We start from the raw sequence: 21,381 nt of genomic DNA, 5'->3' as shown, positions 1-21,381 counted from the left end.
GCACGAGGATGACTGCTTTTCGCCCATGCCGTAAGGTTCGCTACCAAATCGCCACAGCCTTCCAGTGGTGGTAATACAGCAAGGAGAGCGAACAATGAACACCTTCAAATCATCAGTTCAAAACGTAGCTGCGGCCATAGGCCTCATCGCAGCAGTGACAGTCGGCGGATGCGTCATGATCCCTTACGACACGCCGGAATCAAAAGCCCAAATCCAGCGCGATCTGAAAATTGCACCATCGGATATTCAAGCCGTATCGGAAACTAACTGGTGCTTGTTCCCATATGGAAGCGAAGGCAGCTGCAGGGCCACTCAAGGCCTGGGAGTGTTGACCAGCAAAGGCCTGATCCTCAGCCTCTACAACAACCACACCTACACTGAAACCGCACGCATCCTCCCAGAACAAGTGCAGTGCGTGAAGACAGTTGGTGGTCGCACTGGAGTCGAACCGTTCGTTGTATTCACCAAAGACCGAGCGATCATGCTCGCCGTCATTACGCCGGGTGGGCAAATGAATGTGCCTGTGAAAGTCAGTTTCTTTGATTATCTGACGAAGCCAGGGCAGCACGTCTTCACTGGGACGGATGGCGGATATGTGCGCAAGTCGGGTCGAAAGCAAACCGTAGGCGGAATGGTGTCAGGCACTGCCATCCCGTGGCATACAACACTCGACGTAACCGAGGTTTTTAACCCTTGCCCGCAGGTTACAGATTAACGATGACTGGCGCGTTCCATCGCAAGCGGTGCGCGCATGCCGAAGCCCGTAGGTGTGAAGGATGAATGCCCGAAGGGCCGAGACCCCCCGGCGGCTCGGCTCGCGAAAGCCGCCCTTGAAGAGGCTGGTTTCGAATGCCATCTGCGGCGACCGACGTTCGACCACTACCGATGTAGAGCCGCTGGTGCGCTTACCGGAGAGCACCGCAACCATTTCATATCTCGGTCTGTTCAACTCAATTTGACTGCTCGAAAGGGCATGTCTGCGTTTGCATACGACTGCGCGCTTTCGACCCAAAGCGGTCTGTCAGCTGCTTAAAGATCGGCCAAATCGACGATGGTGAGGGGGCGCCCTGTGAAGTCCCACTTGCTTATCTGCTTGGCGTTACAGCACGATGCCGGCTCAAGAGCAAGGATAGGCCCGATGACCAAGCCCCTCGAACAAGAAATCTCAATGTGAACTCACCAGACTACACGGCTAAGGGCGAAGACCTCGGCAACCGCATGATGAAGGTCGACCATGCGGGCGAGCATGGTGCGATCTGTATCTACAGTGGACAGTTGTTTATGGCTCGGCTTTTCGTCCCGGGCATGGTGAACGAACTCAAGGAGTTCCTCTCCCACGAGCGCCGCCATCGGACGGTTTTTCTGGAGGAGCTGCAACGTCGCAATTATCCCCGCTGCCGTAGCTATTGGTTGTGTGGCATCGGCGGTCTGGCGTTGGGTCTGGTTACTGGCATCTGTGGCCGCAAAGCCATTGTCGCTACTACCGTCGCGGTTGAAAGTGTGGTGCTCAAGCACCTGGCTCATCAACTTGATGTGCTGGGTGATATCGATCTCCACGCGGTGGCTGCCATTACGTCGATTGTGGAGGAGGAGCAGCAACATCATGACCACTCAGCAGCGCAGATTGATGTGCGCGATCCCTGGTTCAGGGTACTGACACCGATGGTGACTGCATGGACTGAAGCGGTAATCTGGATGGGTATGCGTTCTTAGAAAACAGGTGTAATTATCCCAGTTTCACTGCCGCAATTTGGACAAATGACTGACCGCTTCTGGCCGATTCTGTTGAAAAAGTCAGCTTCGAATTCCGCGCCAGAAAAGTACGCGCCTGAGATTGAATCTGAATTTTTGGCAGTAGGTTCAGGACTCGGATTTCACTTAGCGGCGTGCAACAGAGGTGTTTTCATACATTAATATTCGAGTGTTTTGGGAAACCGACTTTTTCAACACATTCGGCCGATAGCCGTCAGTCGTTCCATAGGCAGCACGCCGTCGTGAACTGTGCCGGAATGCGTCTGAAGCCAGTGCTTTTCTTCCGTGCTGTGCTGATTATTGAGCTGGCAGTATTGGACAGGGAGGGTGGGTTAAGGTTTATCCAAGCGCGGCCATCTGCATGTAAAACCAGGCGGGTCAGTCATGGGATTCCCCTTGTCTGTTCGTACTTGCGCCTTCAATTGTCCGACGTTGATCCGGGGCGTACTTTCCACCATTGGCGCGGTTGAGCTGCAGACGCTTGGAACGACCCGCTATGCCTGTATGTCTACATGTGTCTACTCACGGGTAAGGTACAGTGCAATGGATAAGACAATCACCGTCGATCAACTGGCGACCACTGACCTGAGATCAATCAACGAGATATGGCTCGGCGGGACTCATACCCAGCTATGCCTATGGCGTGGCGAACAGGTCTTCACCCACGAGATGATGAGCGAGGGCACCCACGATCAGAATGTCAGACGTCTTTGCGTGAAGGTGGTCAACCCTGGCGATCACGCTGCTGTGGCCAACGTTGAGTTGATGGTGCGCGAACGGCTGGAAAAGATGGGGAAGGAAGGCGAGTTTTATCCGGCTGAGGAGACGGACACTCATCGATAGCACCCAGCAGCTCTGGTAAAAAAATAGGGTCTCGGCTAGTCGTGAGTGCCTCAGTACGCCATTTGAGCATGTGTTGCGATTTCCGCTTTATGGGCAAATTGCACTAGCTCTGTGCTTTGGCGCTCCTGTACTGTTCGTTCCACCAGATGACAAGTTCAGCATGTTGCTCGTGAGTGATCCATGCGAAATTTGTTTTGTCCGCCGGGTCGCCCCCAAAGACTAAGGGCTTCGTATACCACTTGATCTTGCCAGCGAAACGCTCGTCCGGCTCAAGGGAAATCTGCTGGGGAAGGGCAAACGGCGCGGCATAGGACGCATCGAGTGGCAGCGTCGGAATGGTAAACATTACTCCGGAAGAGTTGATGACGATAAAGTCGTCCCATCCTCTTAGACCTAATAGCGTGTACCCCGGAAGATGATGATCAAATCCGTAGGCCTTCAAGGCAGCTAAGCTCTCATCCTCCGTGAAGATGATGAAATAGTCGTCGTTTTGCCAACCTTCGTTCATGAGGGGGTGACTCACTTTTGGCAGATAGGGAGGTACTCGGTGTGCTACCAGCGTCTCGTGGCCGACAGAGAGCAACGGTTGCTTACAGTCGGATGATTGTCTGATCACATAAGGGCTGCATTGTTTTGGTACAGGCGCAAATCACTGGGAGCGTAGACGTTGCCATTCATTCCAGCAGTCCTCCGCGACGATGTCTGGATAACCACGATCTTCTTCCACTGCCAAGGCTGCGCTAAAAGGCAAAGCGATGCAGGTGGATCTGTCTCGGATTTCACACACCTCAATCTCGGTAAGCGGCTGGCCCTTTTTATCCTCGGCGGCTTGCAGCACTGCCGCCAGAGCCGGCACAAAGACTAGACATAACGGATCTGTAGTCATCAGTTTCTTCCCTGAGTCGATTAGAAATTGCATGGTAGGCCAGTTTAGGACATCAACATTACCTCGAAGTGCGAACGTCAAAGTTAGCGTAGCGCGCTGCTATGTGGTGGCAGGAAGACTTATTGTCGCTTGGCGGCAGACCTTCAATGATGATCCTGAAACGCTTAGGATTACTCACTCAATTCAGTACCAAAATGGAGCAGGCCACGGTTTATGGATATCGAATTTCGCGGCAACGGCAAGCGTGATAATCCGTCTGTAGGTACATGCGATGAGTACGGCGTGAGCGGGATTACCAGCTTTGACGATCTGACCGAAGCTCGTCGTAAGATTGCTGAGGCGCATCCAGGCTTTAAACCTCTGTTCTCGCTCGATGATCTGCACCAAGCCCGCTACACCTCGGGACATGTGCGCAATAATTTAGGGATGGACGATGCATCGGAGCAGGACATAGCGGGCTTGCCTCCAGAGTGCTTTGAGAATGGTGAATACATAGGCTATCCGACTACGAAAGAGGAGTTCGCAATCTGTCTTCGCAATTTCATGACCCTGGTTGCAGCCACGTCTTTCGAGGATGCTTGTACTCATGGTTTGACGCTAGATCAGCAGGCCCTCCAGGAGTGGATCGGTTACCAGAACAACCCTATCTCTCTTCTAGAGCAGCCTCTTTCAGCGCTCCTGGTACCCGTTCAGCAGTCCTGCCAGGCACTCGCGGCTTTTCCGAATGGCTATTTCACTTCGGATCTGGATCCCGCGAAAAACTTTGCCGTTGCGCGTCATTTTTCAGTAGCGCATGGCTATGAGTTGATGGGCGTAGGTGCTTCTTACATCGGCTTCATTCGTGCTGAACCGCCTGATACATCACTTGCTAACGTCGTAGCCAAAGACTTCTGTGCGCTCTATAACACTAGCGATGAAAACCTACAGGGACGTGTTTCCAAAGTTGCGCAGGCGATCTCCGGTCGGACGCATCTTTGGCTCCGTTACGTGGAGTGAGCTCCGTGAATAGCCAAGTCTCGCCAGTCGATTTATACATCAAAGTCAACCTGTAGCCGGGTTAGGGGGGGGCACTAATTTTAATTGGCTAGATTAATGATGAAGAAATTCTAATGCGTTATTATCTCTTGGGGTGTGTATGAGTTTTGAGTCTGAGTCCGAAGTTGGAAAACTGGCATATAAGTGGTATACGCGGTTGGCGTCGATTGGAATGGGTCATTATCGTGCCGCTATGCGATATTCATTTATCCATAAAATGATCTCAATCCCGGCAATTGTTTTTTCAGCAGCTGTTGGAACTACGGTGTTCGCCAGTATGCAGCAACAAATAGATATTTTTTGGCAGGTGGTGGTTGGGTTTATGAGTGTATTGGCTGCAGTAATGACTGCCCTCCAGAGTACACTGGGCTATCAAGAACTTGCTGAAAAACATCGCGCTGCCGGTGCCAATTACAATGCGTTGGGAAGAGAGATGGAGTTTATGTTTGAAGCGGGTAGGGAAAATAATTTTGAAGGCTTGGATAATATGCGTCAGCGTATAGATTCGCTCGCTAAAGAGTCGCCTCATATTCCGAAGTCGGTACATAGTTATATGCATAAGCACGGCGTGTCAGATGAGTGGGTTCTACAGGACAAATCTGAAGTGTGATGATAAGTAGAGTAATGGCTTGTTGATTTAGCGCCCGCCAGTAATGGCTAAAGCCTTAAGGAGGTAATTAACCCGCTAGATTCCCATGCATGGTCACCATGCTTCGTTGCGTACGCCTAAAGCAGGCTCACGGAAAGCTCGTCAGCTGAAGGTTTACACCAAACCCCACAGCGGCGAGGTTATTGTGACAGAAGGTGGCAATCACGCAGGCTTGAAGAGGAAGGCAGAGCACGCAGTGAAACTGTTGAGTCTTGGTTGGCCAAGTGATTTTGATTTGACTACCCAAGGGGCCCTTTTTGAGGGCCTTCTTTATTTTTTAGTCCGATCAGGAGTCCTGTTTGCACCGCTTGTTTTTTCGTCAATCAAAATCGCCTCATGACGGTGCAATTCGCCCTCAAACGCCTGGATTCGCGAAGCAAAGTAGGGAAGAAAATGCTTCTTGGCTGGTGAGCGAGCCATTGCCCTGAATCGTCATAATGCATGGGCTATGATCATCCAGTCGACACCCATCAAATGACTAAAGCTCCCGCCCATGGAAGACACATCTGAGGTTCTCACTCCAGCCGATGACTTGTCGGAAGATGTCGTGACAAGAGAGTCGCTTTATGAACAGGTTTGGTCGGCTCCTATGACCAAAATCGGCGAACGATATGGGGTGTCTTCAAGCTATTTGGCTCGAGTTTTCACCAGCTTAAATATTCCTCGTCCACCGGTGGGGTATTGGGCTCAAGTCGCAGTGGGCAAAGCTAAAGCGCGTCCATTGTTGCCCGAATCTCGGCCTGGCGATTTGACTGCGTGGAGTCGAAATGGATCGCCTCTCCAGATTTCGAGATCTTTGCCAAAAGAACGTCAAAAAACGAGCCGGAAAATATCTCCAGTCCCTGCTGCACTGCCTCGCAGACACCCAATTTTACTAGATATTGAAGAGCACTTTAAGAAGGTTCTGGAAAGCGATAACGGTTATTTACGGCCCACAAAACGTTCCATGGCGGATTTAATTGTGAGTCGTACCGGGATAGCCGATGCGGTAGGTTTTGCCAACCAGTTTTACTTGGCTCTGATGAAAGAAGGTCTTGCAGTAGCGCTCAGCGATCCTGCTAAGCATATGAATCGTGAGTCAGTTGATCATAGGGAAAAGGCCTCAACGAGGTACATACATCCTTCGCTGTGGCAGCCGCAACGTCCTACCGTGGTTTACATCGGAGCCATAGTTTTTGGTTTGACCATCTACGAAATCAGTGAGTACGTCGAGGTCAAGTACGTAGACAAGGAGTATGTTCGATTGAGTTCACTTCCAGCCAATCAACGTCGCTCTCCTTATCGCAATGATTGGGTAATGAGTACCGACATGCCTACCGGTCGCCTCTGCCTTCAGGTTTATTCCCCTTACTACCGAGTAGATTGGATTCATCGCTGGATCGAGGACAGACCTGGTGATTTGGTCAGCAAAATCCCAAGCATCGTCAAATTCTTGATTGCTGAAGCCCCAGGGCTTGCCAAAAAAGTAGAGGTTGAGCGAGAAAGGGCTGAGCTCGAACGGCAGAAGCACCAATTGCAGATGGCTGAGTGGCAAAGAAAAGAAGAGGAAAAACGCCGACTCGAGGCGATCCAGGATAGCCGTGAGCAGCTAGAAGCTGTGATTCAGACTTGGGCAAAGGTGAACAGCATTCAGGCATTCTTTGACGATATTGAGAGATCTGCGCATAGGCTCGAAGATGATGAGCGGAAAGTGGTTATCGAGCGGCTGGCTAAAGCGAAAGAACTGATCGGGGATTTGGACGCGTTGAAACACTTCAATGGATGGGAGCCTCCAGCGTTTTGAGTCTATCCGGGCGTCTTGTCGTTCTGTAAGCCCTGCGGAGATGTTGTGCCTGCTAAGACTCGCAAGTCTAGGCTTTCAAAAAGGCCTACTGCTTTCACTGTCTGTAGCATAACAATGGTGTTTGCAGTATTAGCGCTGGTCTTCGTCCAGCTCGTTATCTTTCAGCATTGGTTGTTGGCCTGCAACTCAGGCTTACATGGACAGATGGTAGATTTCGCAGAGAAGCGCTCATTGTCGTGCCAGACGAAGATCCCGGCGGTAGGGGAGGTATAAGGGCTTAGGTTAGGTTTTGCGGTTGAGCAGGTTGTCGAAGAACGTGGTGCTCAGCGCCTCAGTCCAATCAATCGGCAGCAGTTCAACCCAGCTCAACGCCTGAAGAAGGATCACCAGACCCAAGCCGTAGGCGTTGCCAGGGGCAGCTTCCACGTACAGCGGCGCCCCGAACTTGGTGTCGTAAAAGAGCGACGATTTGACACCGTCCGGCCCCATGTACACCGTATGTGTCGCGATGTGGTCATTTCCAAGAATCATGAGGTCGGGGGCGTGGTCTCCCTGGACATTGCGAACAGAAACGTCCGGTGAGTATTTGCGTGCAAAGACTGCACAGAAGGGCTGGTTCTTGAGTGGAGGGTAAGTACGGGGCCAGTCCCTGGCCCTGCCGTTGTAGATAGGCCCATCTACTTGATACTCAGGGTTGGTGCGACCTCGGCGTGTGAGCAGCAATTTCTTTACCGCTTCGGCTTGGCTGACCGCCTTTGCCAATACCGCTGAATCCGAGATCGAGTGCTTGCATTCGATGTAGGCGTACACCGCGTCAACCGGGATTTGTTCTTTTACCGGAAACTGGCGGCTCAAGCCGGAGCGCAGGGTAGGGCTGGACATCTTGTCGTAGATAATGAGGTCATCCCCGGCCTTTTCGCCATTTTCAGCGATGATAAAACCCCGGCACACTCCGTACTTGGCTGGCAGAATATCCTCCAGCAAAGCGCATATGGCGACCTCGAATTCATCCCCAAGGTCAAAGTTGTAGATCGCCTCGATGTCCTGCAGCCTCGCTTCGACTTTCCTGGCCAACCTTTCGATGTATCCACCGTATAAGCTCATTGATCCTCCTCCAGTTGCTCGATGTCTGTCTGCATCCATGACGCCAATCCTGCTGACTAACACAGGGTCTGGCAAGTCAGGACATGCTGCGGGATTAGGCGGCTCGGGCTGCCGTGACCTCTGCTTTAGAAGCTTCACGTTGCAATTGTGGTGGTAATCTACGCCCTTATATCGAAGAGGCGGCGCCCGGATTCCTGGCACGCTCTAAGCCTGCAGGGAGCTCTTAGCTAGTGGATTCGCGACCAACCAACCCTCATTCTCAACCACCACAGATTGATTCATCAGATGAAAACGATACCTTGGCGTGTGGTCATAGCCCACAGTCCGCCAAGCGTGGCTTTTTCAACTGGCTCACCAATGCAATCCTCGACGTCGTCGGATTTCAACAAACATCTGCTTGGAATGCGGGTCGGCTTGTCGGTACCAAAGAGGGGAAAAGCAAAGGCTTGGAGGAGGGTTTCTCTCAGGGGCATACCCAAGGACTGGACGACGGAAAGCTAATTGTTGAGTTACGTCCTGGTACACCTACGACTCCAGCTTCACCGGGCATCAAGGAAACTGCACTGTTCAAGGACTGGAGATTTGCGATCACTCCAGAAATGGCTGCTGAGATCCGGCAGGATGTGAAGCACTATCTTCCAGATCAACCTCCTTCTGAAGATCAGTGGAAGATGATCTTGTCCACCACTCCGACCACCTCTGTAGTTGCGGGCGCTGGTAGCGGTAAATCGACCACCATGGTGTTGCGGCTGATTGTTCTATACCACTACCTCAAAATTGATTTGTCGGGTCTGACGGTTGTCACTTTCACAAAAGAATCCAAGCTGGATTTCGCGAAGAAAGTCCGCGAGGTGTTTGACCTTTGGGGTTATGAAGTCAGCGAGAAGAAGTCCCTTGAGATTGTCCGCACGTTCCATTCCCGCATTCTGTCCTTCGCAAAAAGCATCGATGGTCTCAGTGATGTAAAGGCTTTTGAGTTTCTAGACAACAAGCCAGGTGAGGACGAAAAGGACGGTTCGATGCTGAACGTCAAGCTGGGTGAAATCCAGCTTGACCTGATGAACGCCACATACCAAGAACTCTATGAAACTAACACGGAGTTTCGCTCACTGATCGGTGAACTCTATCAACGCTCACTATTGCTAGCTGAGATGAATAAAGACCATCCAGACGTTCTGGAGCGCCAGGATAAGGCCTGGCAAATGGCGAATATCGATGATGCGTTGTGCGCTCAACTTGAAGGTCTTTGGGAAGCTGCCGGTTATTGGCCAATTGATGGGATAGAGCCTGCACATAAGACTGTCCGACTGCTTGGGAAAAACTTCCGGGTGAACGGATATATTCCCGAGTTCGATACCTACGTGATTCTAGGGGTCGACGATACCGAACCAAATGAAATTAAGCTTGATCACCAATATGGTTGGTTCATGCGCAAGCACGTGCGCGACAAGCGGACACTGTTTCAGGCGTTTTGCAGCCCACGGGTTGTCTATCTGAATAGTTATGTCGATGCATCGCGGTCGGTTGATGCGCTCAAAGGTCGGATAAATGGATGCCCGAAATTCCAGTACAAGGTCAGGGGGGAGATAAGCTCCAGTTATATTTTGGAGGCATTTTTTTCCAATGCTTCCTTCATCGAAAACCTGGGCCTGGACGCCATTGAGGCGGTCAAAAATATGACCTTGTACAAGGATGAGCCCGACACGCCATTTTTCCATGCGATGAGCATTTACTGGGCCGCGTTCAACGATGGACTGCTGCAGATGAGCCCGCCGGTAATGACGTTTAACAGTATGTTTGCGATGTTCAGCGAACGTGGTCAGCAAAATTTTAGGGCAGTACCGGACAGCGTACTTCACCCCATGACGACGCTACTCATCGACGAATTCCAAGATGTGGGGGCGAACACAATCTCGTGGGTCAGGGCGACCTTTAAGGAAATCGAACTGCGCGGGTTGACCGCTAAAACTTTGGGCGCGCCAGCTTATGCTTCGGTGATGGCAGTGGGGGACGATTGGCAAAGCATCTATGGATGGCGTGGCAGCTCTCCACGTTTTCTGATGGAGTTCGGCAAGGAGTTTAAGTCGCCGAAACAGACACAGGTTTTCATGCAGGAAAACCATCGATCACACCAAATGGTGGTTGATGCGGCAGAAGCAATCGTCAACCAGACACCAGGTTTTGAAAACAAGCACGGTGTTGCCGTTAACAAGCGTGTGATCGGCAACCAGATACCGGTAGAGGTTCGAGAGCTTGACTGGGAACACCTAGTCCAGATTACCGAACACCATTACGACGCTGGCCACTCGATCCTTATTCTTTACCGTAAACGCGACACCAAAAAAGATGCCAAAGCAAAACTTAGCGACGTCATTGAGAGAGCTCGTGAAGATAAGCGAGACAAGGCCATCAAGTTTCTGACCTACCACTCCTCGAAGGGCTTGCAGGCCGACGCCGTCTTTTTGCTGGGGGATTGCGAGGTCACCACATCATCGCCTTCGAGAAACGATTTCTATGCCCAGGCTGGTATGGCGAATGCGGGCGAGCCCTGCGGTTACGACAGAGCACAGCAGCAGGAGGCGCTGCGAACAGCCTACGTCGCCATCACTCGGGCCGTCACCTACTGCTACTGGTATGTTTCCTGGGACGAAAAGGTACCCGCGTCGGAGAAGGCAAGCCGTTATATCAAGGGGGATCAGGCCTATTGGAACGTTGTGACCCCTCGTCCCGCACCACCTTCAGATGGGATCAAACGCAAAGCAGTCAAAGGACGCTAGCTAGGGCCTTTGTTCGTCACATCTGATATCTGCAGGCGACGTGCGGGAATACAGAAAAGCGCAGCGGCTGGGCGGTCAGGACGTTTGGGCGATATCCTCTTCTAGCTCCCGCACTGCCTTGCTGGCTTTGATTTCAAATCGACGTTCCACCTCTGCGTCACTCAGCTTAAGCGCGTCATCGCCAAGCCACATGGCAAGTTTTTCGCGCTTCTGGCTGATCGTGAGAGCATCGAGATTCGGGATGTAGCCGTTATCGGCTTTCATACCCCTCTGTAGCTCGTAGAAGGTCTTAATCAAGGACTTCGGATGGATTTCCCCGCTTGGACAAAAGCGGTCTGTGAGCTTCCTGACTGTGTGATTGATGGCACGCAACTGGGAAGTAATAATTATTTGACAGAAATAGGCAGCCCAACCGAGGCGCTTGCCTTTGAATATACAGCCAGTAAACCTCAGATTGAGCGTCCACTGGCAGTAGGCCAGAGCACACTCCTTAGCAGCAGGACGTCGCGCTGTTGCCAGTTTGTGCCGGTATGCCCCACCCCTTCGCGAATGATTTACAGTGCCATCACCAGGCAGGGAAGCCTCGCAGTTCTCGAACATTCCATTACAGCGATGCCCAATGTCAGATGAGAGTGTTGCCAAGCTCGAGCGTTGAGTTACGGTCGCCCTAATCTGGAGGGAAGGGATGCTGGCGTGGCATCCAGAGCAGAGTGAGGTGGGCGATGCATACGCGGCGGTTGGAAGGTCTTAACAAACGGTTCAAGGTGATCAAGCGGATGGCGGGGCAGCGAATTCTTTTCATGACGATCAAGAATGGTTTTCCGGTAATTCGTGAGGAACTTCTTTTTGCCTTCCAGAGAGCAAGGCGCAATAATCGTGGCACTACGTAATGATTAACTCAGCGGCAGTTTTTTAACAGTGAAGTGCACGACAAGGAGTAGGGATGAAGAAGCGGAAGTATATTACCGAATTTGCAATCGCTTATAAAAATACACGCTGGTGCTTGGTGACCGCGAATGACTTGATGTCAGACATTGAGTTCGATGAGGCGAGCCAAGATGTAGCTGACAAATCGCACATCTATATCATCGCGGCCAGGCCCGCCTGCTATATTAAATCATGTGCCCACAACCCAACCACGTCAACGATCAGCGGTGAAGTGGGCTACAGGCTCAATGGCCTAGAACATGTATTGTCTTTTAAAGACTACCCTTTCGAGCTCATTGACGGTGCGGTGAAGGTCACGGTAGAGCCCTATCCCCATCGGAACATTTGGACGCTGGACGCCGCAAGCGAAAAAGTACGTTACTTGAGCGCTAGCACGCTCGCATTGGTGGCAGACTATCAAAATGAGGCGGGAGTCTTTAACCAGTTTGAGACGCTGTACGTAGGGCAGGCTTTTGGCGACGGTAGTCGCTCTGCTCAGACGCGCCTCAAAAGCCACTCTACTCTGCAGAAAATCTTAGCCAGGACGGCGCATGAGTATCCGGATCGTGAAATTGTCCTTTTCATGTTTGAATTTGAACACGACCAGATTATCAGCGGGATGGATGGCGCCCCAGGTGCTATCGATACAAACGAGAACGAGGAGCGACTTTTCAATGCTATAGAGAACCCTCCCTCTAAGAAACAAAAAATCTCATTGATTGAAGCGGCGCTTATTCGTTACTTTCAGCCCAAATACAACGATATTTTCAGAACCAAATTCCCGTCCACGAAACTGAAGACCCTTCAGTCATGCTACGACTTGGACATCAGCGGACTGATTGTTGAACTAAGTTTATCTGAACTTGATTTCGTACTCTACTCAGATTCAGTCAAACCAAAATGGACGCACTTTGCCCAGTACGACCTAGTCTCAGTGCAAAATCGGGCCTCTTTCTTTCACATCCATAGGATTGGGGGTAGCTCCACTAACGTGATTGAAGCGACGAAGTAGCCATCACACTCATTGCTTGGGAGCAAGCGATCCTGCAGGGCGCAACCATCAGGATCACAAACCATTTAGGCGACATCTGGTGGTTTGTTTAGTTGGCTTCATCCGAGACTTGGAACAGGAGGGCTGCCGGTACCTCCTTCTAGGTACCCTTACGACGTGCGCGGATGCATTTCATATATGATTCTGGGTCGGCTACATCAACGCCCTAGTCATCAAATAGGCTGACTTTGGCAGAATCGATGCCGAGTTGCCACGAATCAATGACCGCAAACTTCGAAGAGCCGTAGGAAGCACAATCCGCTTGAACAACCTGGTTGGCAGTCGATGAGGTGTTGATGATGCGACCAGTGCAGTTCTGAATCATGTGCTTCAGCGCAGCATGGCAACCGCAGAACGTACCGACCAGTTTTGCCCCGATGATTGGGTTCAGGGGGGGGGCTTCTGGGGTTCAACGCATCGGCTGAAACCTACCCTGCCCATCAGTGCCTTTTGGGTCACTCATCCTTTAATAAGAAGGGCTGAAGTTTATTTCCGTGACGAGACCAATTTGAAGTAGTCGCAATGCCTCCCCAAGAAGCAATGTCGACTACGATTGAATCATCGATGTGGTTATAAACTCGATAGTTTTTAGTTATGCAAACTCAGCGTCAAGCAAAACAAAAGCGTCATTCTGTCGAGTGAAAAAAACGCGAAATCCATCAACCCTCACTACATAGATTTCTTCATTCACACCACGAATCTGCTGCACCTGACGGCTTCTCGCCAGATCATTTACCGTTAGGCGCTCAACAACCTCAATGATCTTTTCAAATGAGAACCTAACGAGCGTCTCGGGGCGCCCCAACTTATCTTGAAAGCGCTGCGATACCAATACTTTCATTTTATACCCATCCTTTTCATTACTACTTTCGCATCCGTAAGCATGGCCTCCTGCGGGTTTTGCTTGATATGCTCGGCGAACCCATCAAGCTGGGTTTTTCTAACGTAAGCTAGGCAGCGCTTCTCATCCAAAAAACGCGTTATACTATCGTCAAATCCGATGCAAAACCATTGAAATGAAAGCAGCATAACGGCAGCAACGATCAACATCCAGAAGCCTGATACCTGATAAGTCAGGCTCCAGCTCAGATCCCCCCCTGGCATAATCTGACTTGCAAGAACACTAGACAAAACACCTACAAATATAGTTAGTAACAAATTTATTAAAGCTCTAACCTTGGGCCCCATTATAAAATCTTTCAAACCCATAATAAATTCCATCCCTTAATACATTTGATCCGTCGTGATATCTATCATAAAGATTAATGCTCAAGCGCTCTTATCCATCACCTAGCCTTCAAACGAGTTTATCTTTTTAAAAACGTTTCTGTAAACAAAGCATACCAAAATTCTACATGTCCGATGCGAAGAGCCTGAGCGGCCCGCCTACCGTGTTGGCCGCCCCGTGCCCTTGCCCACATCATTGACCATCAAGCTAGGGGCGGGGAAGAATTTTCACCTTTCTCTCAACAGAGCGCCCCGGAAAAACCTCATTGCTCCTGCCACGTCAAAAAAGACGGTTCGCCGCATTGAGTAACTTTGTTGCTTGAATCCAGATGGGGGGAGTGATTCAATCACGCTTTGAACCATGGATTATCAAAGTACGGCGTTGGAATTCTGCTCCTTCGGTAATCGCTATAGTCAATGGAGATCCTCCGGTCTCAAACAAAGTGCCATTACACCAAAAAACTACAGCAGGAGCATTCGAGTTGGCAGATTTTGATGATGGATTGATAGATCGTTACCGCCGAATTTTAGATGAAAAGCCGCCGGCAGGTCGCCAAAAGGAGCAAGTTGTTCAAGATTTCCTAGAGCAGCATACACGCTTCATTCCAACCCCTAATCTGCTAAACCACCAACTGCATTTTGAAACTATTCTTTCAAAATTCGCGCTAGATACTGACCATATCCCGGATTACTGCTACATCACTAGGAGTTCAGGGCTCTGGAGAATCATACTTGTTGAATTAGAATCCCCAGACAAACCGATATTCAACAAGGATGAGGAAAATCCTGTGTTTTCTTCAAAATTTCACGAGGCCGTAGCCCAAGTGCAGAGCTGGAAGAGTCTTATCGAAGATTCAAAAGCAGCAGTAACCGAACGCTTCACTCCCCTCATGGCTCCTTTAGATCACCCAAAAAACCCAGTAGAGTTCAAATACCAGCTAATTATTGGTCGCTCCGCCAATAAAAATAAAAATTTCCAGCGAAAGCAGGCTTTTCTCCGAAAAAGCGTCGAGACACAAATAGATATTTTTACTTACGATCAACTAATCGACTACCATTGCACAGAAAAACCTAAGCTAGTAATGCGCCGGACAAAAAACGACAAGTTTGAATTCAAATACATGCACTTCCATCCGAACAAGATATTCGCGCGGATAGGGCCCGACACGCTAATTTTAAGATCAGATCAAAAAAGAGAACTGATCAAAGCCGGTTACGAGATACAGAAATGGGAAAAAAATGACCTTCTTACCTTCAGTAACAAGCTAGCGGATTCAACAGCCAGAGAGCTAGAGCTAGAGCTGCTCGGTGACTATCCATTCATACAAACCGACTAAAAAATACATATTCTAATGACGGAGTGTGACTCTCAATGCAATATCGCGCTCGTTAACAACGGTGGAGTCCGCGCAGAAAAATAGTGCTCGCGTGAGACGCGTTTGAGATCAAAGCCAAATAGCGGCTTGTTCATGGGAGCTTGCTGAGCCGGGCTAGACCTTGCTTGATGTGGCCAGCGTTTTCGCCAATGGTTTCAAGGGCGCCACGGACATTATTCCCCACATCTGCATGACCGTGGGCTTCTACGTGGAGGGTCAGCTCCATCAGGGCTGCCTCTAGAGCAAGCTGGTTTTGGTACATCCTTTCCAGCACGTCTGACAACGAGTATTCACTGGGCATTTATATTGTCTCCTAATAGTAGTTCCTGCATCCTGCGCTGCTAGAACACTGTCAGCTTACTTGCTGGGAATTTAAAAGAGCTTTACTAGATTCATAGTCGGGACTTTATATGGTACGTATTGGCAAATACAGGCCGAAGGTAACTTATAAATATCGCATTCGTTACTTTTAATCAGTTACCTGTTCGTACCCTGTATCTGTCTTTTTAAAGCTTCGTCGCTTTATGGTTATCGGATTATCGATCATTGCTTGGACAGGGCAGATGTGACTAATGTCCGAAATATCACCAATTTGAAATTCGTAAGCGCCCCTACTATTAAAGCCGGTATTTTCAACACCAAACGATATGCGAAACTCTCTTTGCCAAGAATATTTAATATCCTTTGTAAACAGCCCTAAAGCTCCGGAATAATTATCAAGCTCCCTATATTTGATTAACCCAAACCCCTCATGTATGAATGGAGAGCTAAACGCATTTTGCTCCTTCGCAAGAGCGATATTTATTCTACGCCCAAATTCTGTTGCGCTGGTTATAAAGAGCACATGCGTCCCGAATTCCAAAAAACGCGGATCGAATGTAAGCATCCCATCCACCTCCCCTGTAATTACTGCATCCTCGTTTTCTGATAGTGCCCCCATGCAGAAAAGCATGATGTTTTTAGGTTGAGGAAAGTCAGCTCGCAAAATCGCTGCCGGCCCCAGATCTGTCTCCACATCACTCTCACCGATCTTGATTGAAAGTGTCGCGTAACCTTCAGTATTTTTCCCCGCTCTCAAGATACCGTAGACCTTTTCGAGTTCATCCACTCGAAGGGCAATTGACTCTTCATCCTTAAGACTGGAAAAATAGTCGAGACTGTTCATATACAGACATCCTGCCTGCATCTGGCGGAGTCGTTCGTAAGATGAGACTTTGAATAGCAGCCAGAAGTCTTGACGAGGTGGCGGATCTTGAAAGAATTGCTGAGTCCCGAGCTCCATTTTTTGCTCTCACAGCATGTAGATACGTTAGCTATAGCAGGTTCTGCAAAATGTTTCTATCTGGTTAGGCCTGACTCAGCATGGGTGGCAAGTGGAGCTTGTAGGCTACAGCCGAAGACGTGAAGATGGACGCCCGCAGGGGCCGAGATGCTGGCGTCTAAGCCTAGGCTTGGTTCACAACAGCCCGCACCTGAAAGGGTACGCACCGAAACGGTAATTTTTACTTCACAATGTCTTTAGTAGTTGCTCAAGTGTCTGATGTTCCCATGTGCTGAGCAGTGCAACTGGATCAGTGCCAAAGCGATCCCCCGAGTCAAACGACCAGCGCCGCCCATCAGGGCTGATGCATTCTTCGCAGTAGTCGAGCTTGTCACAGTCGTTGTAGATCAATATCCGCCAACCCTCGACGCTCACCACGAAATGGCCCGCATAAATCTCATCCCAAGACGCCTGCCTTACCTTGGTCATCGTCCGTCGCTCGAAGGTGACCTCTCGCAAGACCTGGCACACCTCTCTCGCCGAGAGTTCACCCGCAGTGCTTTCGCTAATGATACCTACCTGGGATGAACGCGCTGCAGCTCTGGCCTGTTTCAGCCTTTCCTCCGCGTACATAGCCGTATCAGTATCTGGCGTTGGATAGCCTGCCGCTGAGAGAGCCTCAGCGCGCTCTTCAATGAGCAGGCGCTCAGGATCACGAGCGACTTGATAGGCTCTGCCTGGTACTCGCCCAGTTGTATCCATTCGCGGCTCCTCAGGAGCTGACCGGCTTACTCTCCAACCGGCTTCGTCGGAATCTTTCGAAAGCAGGCACTCACCGCAGTTGGGCACGTGGTTCGCGATCTCATACTGACGCCAGTCAGTCATAGCTCGACCATCAATATGCTGCGGCTTACGCTCGATCAACCACGCCACTGCATTGATGAGTTGCCCGTGTGAAAACACCACGATGTCCTGGGCAGGATGCTTTGCAAGTTTATGCAAGAACGCTTGAGCCCTGGATATAAAGTCCAAGAACGACTCGGAGCCTTCACCGTCCATAAACGCGGGGTCTGACCGAGACCAATATGCGTCCACCCACTCCCGCCGTTGAGCGATGGTAGTGTTCACACACCGTGCAGGTTCGAGGTAGGTGAATTCGTGAATGGGCCAGATTTCGAGCGGGACAGAAGAGAAAGCCCTAACAGTCGCCATCGCTGTTGCGCGGGCTCGGGAGAACGACGAGGCAACGATCAGATGTGGGGCTTTGGTGAATGACGAGGCCACCAGATGCGCTTGCTCGACACCCTTAGACGTGAGCGGGATGCTCGCGTGATCCAGGCTGGCTTCACCGGCGTTCGCGGCACTTTCTCCGTGTCGGATTAACCTGACATGCTTCATCGAATACTCTCACAGACTGGGACGCATAGCGTTCCATCCGTTACTGAAATTCAGGGCTGACGGTGGGCTATGGATTGGTGTTCCAACGATACCAGAACGCTCTCGCTATTAATGGTGCACGGGCACATCTGGAAGAACTGGCGCCCAAGGCCGCTATCCTAGCGGAAGGTTTGCGCACTTAGCCACGCTTCCACTTTTTGCCATCGGCCAACCTTGGAAAGCTGTGACCTTGCTGTATCTAGAATCTCAAGCAGTCGCTGTCTTTCCGCACGAGAGGGGAACCAATCATCAATCTCGACGCTGCAGTGGTTAGACTCGCTCAGTGCCCATCTCACGATCATGTCTGCAGCGGCTCTGTAATGATCAGCCATAAACAGGCGCCGTCCCTCAACAATCCAGCCGCGCTCAGCTAGCTGATCAGTGACGTCAGTAATGCCCAGGCCGCCAAAGTAGGCCGTGGTGTCAGGGTAATGGATGTCTGCTAACGACACCTTGGCCACGCCGGATTCCCGATCAAAATAAGAAAGGAAGTGCCATCCACCCGTGGTGTTACCTGGATGTGGGAAATTGATGGCGGCTTTTCCTGTTATGTAGTGCTGATGCGAGACGCGTTTGAGGTCAAAGTCGAAAAGCGGCTTGGTCATGTGAGTGCTCCTCAGCGCTTGGGGCTCTACCGGTGTCGCTACGAGGAATCGCCTTTGCGTCGAGTAATCGTGGCGATGCGAGTCTAGCAGCCTTCACATCTGAGAGCTCCATAGTCCGAGGACGCCTTAGGCACAGCATGTAGTGCTTGAAAGTTTTTTAAATACTACATATGGTAGAGGCTACTTGGAATCACAGCAGGGCGATCCATGTCAGGTTTCATTCAATGGGCGATTACGCTCATCAGTACCTACGCTGCATGGCACATGCGGAAGCGAAATCTGGGGCTGGCGTTAGCAACCCTTTGCGTAGGTGGGCTCGTCAGCATGTCTCTCGGCGATTTCACAGTCGAAGGTCGACAGATAGGCGGTTTCATCGAGTTCTTGAAAGTTTCCGTTACCGGTGGATTGCCGACGGCGGTTACCACATTGATCGCATGGGCTCTGATGCTTGGCTTCCTTGTAGGGGTCGTGCTCACCCTCGTGATCTATAGGCGGGAGGCGAAGGAGGCTGATACCAAGCGGGTTGTGGTCGTTGAACTGCGAGGCTTGGTTGATACTTCTGATGCCCCACTGATTTCCGCTATTCCTGCGAGGTTCATTGGGCGCAGAGAAGACTGCCGAGTAGAACTGCGCAGCGTGGTTTCGCCAAGCGAACTAAATGTTCCAGCTGCGCTCGCAGAATTGGCACACTTACCTCGCAACCTCAGGCTTCGGCGCGGTGACACTTCGAGATCCGATGTACAGGTTTTCGCTGGCGGCGTGATGCAGGTTCCGCTCTTGTTTTACGCGGGGGTGCTGCTTGATGACGAAGGTCGCGTGACGCTTATGGATTGGGATCGTACAAAGGAACAATGGCGGGAGTTGACGGACATTGATTCTGGCAATCGCTTCGAGGTCGACGGACTGGATGACGCAAAGCGCAGTGCCCCGGTCGTAATGGCAGTTTCCGCTTCTTACACTGCAGAACTTGCTGATATTGCAGAAAAGTTTCCGGGTATGCCCCTGATACATCTCTTTCGCCCTAACCCACGTGTTAACGCCTTGTGGTCAGAGAAAGAACAAGTCGCTCTTACTGATCAGTTCCTCGGCGTTCTGTCCGAGCTCCAGAATCGTGGGGTATCGTGTATACATCTCGTTCTCGCCGCCTCAGCCAGCTTGTCCATTCGATTCGGTAAAGCCTATGACGCTCGCAATATGCCAGCGCTGCAGTGTTACCAGTGGGAGAAAGGACAAACACCTGCTTACCCATGGAGTGTCCGGATGCCCTTGACGTTAGGCGCTTCTGCTACCTACGTTCCCACAGAAATTCAAACTGCTAACGCCTGAGGTGTCCATGCTGCCCATGTTCGAGCCGAAAACCCGCCTCTTGGCGAAAACCATTCAGGTGGCGAATGAGGAGACTCAGTGGGAGTCTTTTATTGTCAAGCTGCTGAAAAAACTTGAACTGCCAGAAGAGAAGAGAAGGGCCGCTGAGGCTCGGTATTACGAGCTCGCCCGACATGTGGCGCATAAGCTCAATATGGGTGAAGAGAACGTGCATGTCGTCGTACAGGGTTCGATGCGTACCCAAACCACCGTTGCGGGCTACGGGCCGGAAAAGTTCGACCTCGATATAGTGATTAAGGTACACGGTGGGCCTCTATCAGTTATGCCACCCGACATGTTCTTCAATACCTTCGGGGAGGCACTCCGGGGGATCCCTGGGGCTGGTGAACCTGAGGCGAAGAACCGTTGTTGGCGACTGCGATACCCCGGGGAGTCGTTATACTTCGACGTTACTCCTGCCGTTCCCGTTTCGTACGCCATTACGGGTGCGGACTTGCGGGTACGCGATCAGGAGAAAGGTTGGAGCCCTTCAAACCCTGAAGAGTTCGCTAGCTGGTTCTGTTCAATTGCTCAGCTCAGATTTGCTTTTGAACAGCGCCGGTGGTTGATCAAAGCCGAAGACGCTGCTGTTAAGGTAGATCCACTCCCCAGTGAGCCTGTGCGGATCGATGACATTTTGCGTCGGCTGGTACAGTTAATGAAGCTGCACCGTGATAGCTATTTCCGAAAGCTACCCGATGAGCGCCGCATGGCAATGCCGATTTCTGTGATCTTAGTTACGCTTGCGACCAAGGCGTACCAGGATATGGCAACTCAAGAGCCCAATGCTTTTGTATCGGCAATTGACGTGGTTTTGGAAGTTGTCGAGCGCATGCCTGGCTATATCAAGCGTGACCGCCAATTCGAGGTTAACAACCCTGCTTTAGAAGGCCCTTATCCAGAAAACTTCGCTGATAAGTGGAATCATGACGGTGGGCTCCGTGCCCGAGAGTTCAACACTTGGCACCGTCAACTGAGCGATGATCTCTTCGCGCTCTTCGTGGCCGGTTACAGTAAGCGCTCGGAAGAAAAAATTCGTGCCGTTTTCGGGGAGGTCGGTGTGTCTGGGTGGAAGGAAATGCAGCCCCAGCCAACAGGTATTTTAGGTGGCCTCCTGGCAACTGCGCCAGGTAACTCGGCAACTCAGCCTCAACGGCCTCGCTCTACAGGGGAGCGCGACACGCTTGCTTGATCCGGGATTTGGAAGGACGCCGTATGAGCTTGCGGCCCAGGCCATACAAGATTGGCTTGATGGGCCAGGCTCGACATTCGCGGTACCCTCTCGCCGCGCGCACAACAGGGG

General features: G+C 51.0%; 22 protein-coding genes and 1 pseudogene. 12 read left to right on the top strand and 11 right to left on the bottom strand.

The window, feature by feature from the left end:
* The first annotated feature begins 94 nt into the window (after positions 1-94).
* The 3 genes from BFQ00_RS21565 to BFQ00_RS21555 all read left to right on the top strand — a co-directional run bounded on the left by BFQ00_RS21565 (position 95) and on the right by BFQ00_RS21555 (position 2,595).
* The gene (locus BFQ00_RS21565) at positions 95-715 is read left to right on the top strand and encodes a hypothetical protein (protein WP_048402005.1); all 621 of its coding nucleotides are present in this window, start codon (positions 95-97) and stop codon (positions 713-715) included.
* 455 nt (positions 716-1,170) lie between these two features.
* Positions 1,171-1,713, top strand: a complete 543-nt coding sequence (locus BFQ00_RS28510) for a 3-demethoxyubiquinol 3-hydroxylase (protein WP_244160699.1) — start codon at positions 1,171-1,173, stop codon at positions 1,711-1,713.
* 582 nt (positions 1,714-2,295) lie between these two features.
* Positions 2,296-2,595 carry a hypothetical protein gene (locus tag BFQ00_RS21555; RefSeq protein WP_056789366.1) on the top strand — a complete coding sequence of 100 codons (300 nt, stop codon included), beginning with the start codon at positions 2,296-2,298 and terminating at the stop codon, positions 2,593-2,595.
* Between the two features lie 103 nt (positions 2,596-2,698).
* Here the strand turns inward: BFQ00_RS21555 and BFQ00_RS21550 are convergent, their stop codons facing one another.
* A complete protein-coding gene (locus BFQ00_RS21550) occupies positions 2,699-3,103 on the bottom strand; it encodes a hypothetical protein (RefSeq protein WP_256537197.1) in 405 nt (134 codons plus the stop codon).
* Between the two features lie 141 nt (positions 3,104-3,244).
* Positions 3,245-3,481, bottom strand: coding sequence for a hypothetical protein (locus BFQ00_RS21545; RefSeq protein ID WP_056859367.1), 237 nt, complete (start codon positions 3,479-3,481; stop codon positions 3,245-3,247).
* Positions 3,482-3,694: 213 nt separating this feature from the next.
* On the opposite strand from BFQ00_RS21545, the gene BFQ00_RS21540 reads away from it, so the two are divergent.
* From BFQ00_RS21540 to BFQ00_RS21530, 4 genes are all read left to right on the top strand, one after another.
* Positions 3,695-4,477 (top strand): DUF4253 domain-containing protein, encoded by a 783-nt coding sequence (locus BFQ00_RS21540; protein ID WP_065934696.1) that lies wholly within the window; start codon positions 3,695-3,697, stop codon positions 4,475-4,477.
* A 139-nt stretch (positions 4,478-4,616) separates the two neighbouring features.
* Positions 4,617-5,126, top strand: a complete 510-nt coding sequence (locus BFQ00_RS21535) for an SLATT domain-containing protein (protein WP_060549399.1) — start codon at positions 4,617-4,619, stop codon at positions 5,124-5,126.
* An 85-nt stretch (positions 5,127-5,211) separates the two neighbouring features.
* Positions 5,212-5,505: a hypothetical protein gene (locus BFQ00_RS30510; protein ID WP_371914204.1), complete on the top strand. Its 294-nt coding sequence runs from the start codon at positions 5,212-5,214 to the stop codon at positions 5,503-5,505.
* Positions 5,506-5,658: 153 nt separating this feature from the next.
* Complete coding sequence (locus tag BFQ00_RS21530) at positions 5,659-6,948, top strand: DUF4200 domain-containing protein (RefSeq protein ID WP_065934694.1); 1,290 nt, start codon at positions 5,659-5,661, stop codon at positions 6,946-6,948.
* A gap of 282 nt (positions 6,949-7,230) precedes the next feature.
* Here the strand turns inward: BFQ00_RS21530 and BFQ00_RS21525 are convergent, their stop codons facing one another.
* On the bottom strand, positions 7,231-8,052 hold the full coding sequence (locus BFQ00_RS21525) for a DUF6602 domain-containing protein (RefSeq protein ID WP_060549397.1): 822 nt from the start codon (positions 8,050-8,052) through the stop codon (positions 7,231-7,233).
* Between the two features lie 230 nt (positions 8,053-8,282).
* Between BFQ00_RS21525 and BFQ00_RS21520 the strand changes: the two genes are divergently transcribed.
* Complete coding sequence (locus tag BFQ00_RS21520; protein ID WP_124433856.1) at positions 8,283-10,829, top strand: UvrD-helicase domain-containing protein; 2,547 nt, start codon at positions 8,283-8,285, stop codon at positions 10,827-10,829.
* 75 nt (positions 10,830-10,904) lie between these two features.
* On the opposite strand, the gene BFQ00_RS30155 is transcribed toward BFQ00_RS21520, so the two are convergent.
* The gene (locus tag BFQ00_RS30155; protein ID WP_241188866.1) at positions 10,905-11,093 is read right to left on the bottom strand and encodes a hypothetical protein; all 189 of its coding nucleotides are present in this window, start codon (positions 11,091-11,093) and stop codon (positions 10,905-10,907) included.
* A gap of 679 nt (positions 11,094-11,772) precedes the next feature.
* On the opposite strand from BFQ00_RS30155, the gene BFQ00_RS21510 reads away from it, so the two are divergent.
* Positions 11,773-12,768 carry a hypothetical protein gene (locus BFQ00_RS21510; RefSeq protein ID WP_065934692.1) on the top strand — a complete coding sequence of 332 codons (996 nt, stop codon included), beginning with the start codon at positions 11,773-11,775 and terminating at the stop codon, positions 12,766-12,768.
* A gap of 205 nt (positions 12,769-12,973) precedes the next feature.
* Here the strand turns inward: BFQ00_RS21510 and BFQ00_RS30505 are convergent, their stop codons facing one another.
* From BFQ00_RS30505 to BFQ00_RS21500, 3 genes are all read right to left on the bottom strand, one after another.
* A complete protein-coding gene (locus BFQ00_RS30505; protein WP_371914205.1) occupies positions 12,974-13,174 on the bottom strand; it encodes an SDR family NAD(P)-dependent oxidoreductase in 201 nt (66 codons plus the stop codon).
* Positions 13,175-13,399: 225 nt separating this feature from the next.
* Positions 13,400-13,648 carry a hypothetical protein gene (locus BFQ00_RS21505; RefSeq protein WP_065934691.1) on the bottom strand — a complete coding sequence of 83 codons (249 nt, stop codon included), beginning with the start codon at positions 13,646-13,648 and terminating at the stop codon, positions 13,400-13,402.
* Complete coding sequence (locus tag BFQ00_RS21500) at positions 13,645-14,016, bottom strand: hypothetical protein (RefSeq protein ID WP_065934690.1); 372 nt, start codon at positions 14,014-14,016, stop codon at positions 13,645-13,647. Before BFQ00_RS21500 ends, BFQ00_RS21505 begins: the two co-directional genes overlap by 4 nt.
* 356 nt (positions 14,017-14,372) lie before the next feature.
* Between BFQ00_RS21500 and BFQ00_RS21495 the strand changes: the two genes are divergently transcribed.
* Positions 14,373-15,371: a Shedu immune nuclease family protein gene (locus BFQ00_RS21495; RefSeq protein WP_164484667.1), complete on the top strand. Its 999-nt coding sequence runs from the start codon at positions 14,373-14,375 to the stop codon at positions 15,369-15,371.
* Between the two features lie 130 nt (positions 15,372-15,501).
* Here the strand turns inward: BFQ00_RS21495 and BFQ00_RS21490 are convergent, their stop codons facing one another.
* The 4 genes and pseudogenes from BFQ00_RS21490 to BFQ00_RS21475 form a co-directional block, all read right to left on the bottom strand.
* Entirely contained in the window at positions 15,502-15,711 is a 210-nt protein-coding gene (locus tag BFQ00_RS21490; protein ID WP_065934688.1) for a hypothetical protein, read from the bottom strand.
* A 168-nt stretch (positions 15,712-15,879) separates the two neighbouring features.
* Entirely contained in the window at positions 15,880-16,575 is a 696-nt protein-coding gene (locus BFQ00_RS21485) for a hypothetical protein (RefSeq protein ID WP_218188832.1), read from the bottom strand.
* A gap of 885 nt (positions 16,576-17,460) precedes the next feature.
* Positions 17,461-18,069, bottom strand: a pseudogene (locus tag BFQ00_RS30145) (histidine phosphatase family protein); the annotation flags it as partial.
* Positions 18,070-18,227: 158 nt separating this feature from the next.
* Complete coding sequence (locus tag BFQ00_RS21475) at positions 18,228-18,713, bottom strand: hypothetical protein (RefSeq protein WP_065934686.1); 486 nt, start codon at positions 18,711-18,713, stop codon at positions 18,228-18,230.
* A 207-nt stretch (positions 18,714-18,920) separates the two neighbouring features.
* Between BFQ00_RS21475 and BFQ00_RS21470 the strand changes: the two genes are divergently transcribed.
* Both BFQ00_RS21470 and BFQ00_RS21465 read left to right on the top strand, forming a co-directional pair.
* On the top strand, positions 18,921-20,039 hold the full coding sequence (locus BFQ00_RS21470) for an SAVED domain-containing protein (protein ID WP_065934685.1): 1,119 nt from the start codon (positions 18,921-18,923) through the stop codon (positions 20,037-20,039).
* A 7-nt stretch (positions 20,040-20,046) separates the two neighbouring features.
* Complete coding sequence (locus tag BFQ00_RS21465; RefSeq protein WP_065934684.1) at positions 20,047-21,270, top strand: nucleotidyltransferase domain-containing protein; 1,224 nt, start codon at positions 20,047-20,049, stop codon at positions 21,268-21,270.
* Positions 21,271-21,381: the final 111 nt, after the last annotated feature.

Source organism: Pseudomonas sp. 28 E 9, from assembly GCF_900004785.1.
In the GTDB taxonomy this organism is placed as follows: domain Bacteria; phylum Pseudomonadota; class Gammaproteobacteria; order Pseudomonadales; family Pseudomonadaceae; genus Aquipseudomonas; species Aquipseudomonas orientalis_A.
The sequence above is the reverse complement of the archived record's forward strand: the minus strand, read 5'-3'. Positions and strand labels throughout refer to the sequence as shown.